The organism is Methylocapsa palsarum, assembly GCF_900114285.1.
Classification (GTDB): Bacteria; Pseudomonadota; Alphaproteobacteria; order Rhizobiales; family Beijerinckiaceae; genus Methylocapsa; species Methylocapsa palsarum.
In genome coordinates this window covers 1-1,893 of the sequence record NZ_FOSN01000063.1, presented here as the reverse complement: position 1 = coordinate 1,893, position 1,893 = coordinate 1, and the positions used below count along the sequence as shown (strand labels likewise).

Here is a 1,893-nt window from a genome sequence, read left to right as displayed (position 1 = left end):
ATAGCGACCGGGAGGATGACCTCCTCGACACCTTCTGCTACGGCGTCGCCATCGCTCTTGGAAATAGCGAAGGGTTTTAGCGAAACCTTGATCCCGGCGATGCAACTCCTCGTCAGGGTCCCCGCCCATTAAGGAAAACCTATCATTCAAGTCGCGACTGGCTCTTCATGATCGCTACGCTGGTCGCAGGTCGAGCGGCCACGCCATCCAGAACCATTTGTGCATCGCCGCGCTTGGCCGCAAAGTCATTGATACGGTCGTTCGGTGTGGACCGTTCGCCTTCGCCACGCGCATTACGTTCGCGGTCAGCTCTACACCCAGGTCTTGGGCTATACTTTCACCTACCCGCTGGGAGCGTCTCCTTGCAATCAAGCATGCCGGGGCCGAAAAGAAGTCTTTCAAGGGTATGGCGTGCGACGCCGATCGTCGCGCCTCGCCAATAAGACACATCCTCTGGCGGGAAGCTCTCGGCTTTGTCGTACGGATTTTCGCGTCGGCTCGTCGCGGTAGAATACTGTTGTTCTGCTGCAGCGACTTTTGAAGAACGATTTTTAGACCTCGACCCGGTTGCGCTCGCCTTAGTCGCGTCTGCGTGCGGCGGTTCTTTGAGTGTCATTAAAAGGAAAGAACCAATGAGCGAAAATTCGACGAAAGAAAAACAACGTCCGGCAGAGCCGATGGACCCCTCGACCGGGCGCGTTATCCCTGCCGAGCGGCAGCGCTGCATCGAGCGCGTATTAACCTATGCCAAACTACGGGATCAGGCTGCGGTCAATCTCGATCAGGCAGCCGGCGGCGCGGGCCCCGAGAAGCCGAGTGAAGGAGCAGCGGAGCGCGCGCGAATGCAAGCAGATGTGGCGCGAGACATAGCGCAATTTTTGGGCGAGGCCTGAACAGGCGACGACGGCCGACGCCGGTGTAAGCTGGCATCGGTCGCGCTTATTCCCGGGGCGTAGTTGGTACGCCGTCAAGTCCGGCAAGTGGCTCAAAGCACACGCGACGTTAAACCCGTGGATCAATCGCCTCGCCGAGGCTTCATCCATTCCTGCAGCTTAGTCCAGCGCCGCCGCCCTGCCCCGGCCTTGACGGCGATCGCCATGGCGCGGCGCTGCCCGACGATGACGACGAGACGCTTGCCCCTCGTGACCGCGGTGTAGACGAGGTTTCGCGCGAGCATCGTATAGTGCTGCGTCGCAAGCGTGATGACGACGGCCGGATATTCGGACCCTTGCGACTTATGAATCGTCATCGCATAGGCCGGAAGGAGCGTATCAAGTTCGCCAAAGGGATAATCAACCTCGCGGCCATCGAAGCCGGCGATCAGAAGGCCTTCCGTCTCGTCGATGCGCAGCACGGTCCCCAGATCGCCATTGAAGACGTCCCGGTCATAATCGTTCTCGATTTGCATGACTTTGTCGCCGGGCGCGAAGATCGCGCCGAACTTTTCGATGCGCACTGAGGGGTTGGGATTGAGCGCCTTCTGAAGGTCTGCGTTGAGCGATCTCGCCCCCAGGGCGCCGCGTTGCATGGGGCACAGGACCTGGATGTCGCGGATGGAGTCAAGCCCGTAACGATGGGGAATGCGGCTGCGGACAAGCTCGACGACCTTGGCGGCTCCGTCTTCGGGGTCCGTGGCGTCGACGAACCAGAAATCCGAGTCTTCGCCGCGCTTGGGCCATTCGGGCATTTCGCCGCGATTGATCCGGTGAGCGTTGACGACGATGCGGCTTTCCGCCGCCTGGCGAAACATGTCCGGCGTCAGCGCCCATGAGACAAATCGGGGTATTTTCTGAAGGGAGATTTCTGGTTCATCTTAGCCCATTCAGGAGCGCAGATGAGACAGAAATCCGTGCCGGCGAAAGCCCCGGCAGAACAGCTTGTGAAAGATATTCG

At 59.7% G+C, this 1,893-nt stretch carries 1 protein-coding gene and 1 pseudogene; one reads left to right on the top strand and one right to left on the bottom strand.

The window, feature by feature from the left end; all coding sequences use genetic code 11:
- Positions 1 to 632 precede the first annotated feature (632 nt).
- Complete coding sequence (locus tag BM177_RS19265) at positions 633 to 893, top strand: hypothetical protein (RefSeq protein ID WP_139223764.1); 261 nt, start codon at positions 633 to 635, stop codon at positions 891 to 893.
- 122 nt (positions 894 to 1,015) lie between these two features.
- On the opposite strand, the pseudogene BM177_RS19260 reads toward BM177_RS19265, so the two are convergent.
- A pseudogene (locus BM177_RS19260) lies at positions 1,016 to 1,753 on the bottom strand (ATP-dependent DNA helicase); the annotation flags it as partial.
- Positions 1,754 to 1,893: the final 140 nt, after the last annotated feature.

Coding starts and splice junctions, on each gene's coding strand:
- BM177_RS19265 (WP_139223764.1), top strand. CDS start 633: ATGAGCGAAAATTCGACGAAAGAAAAACAACGTCCGGCAGAGCCGATG.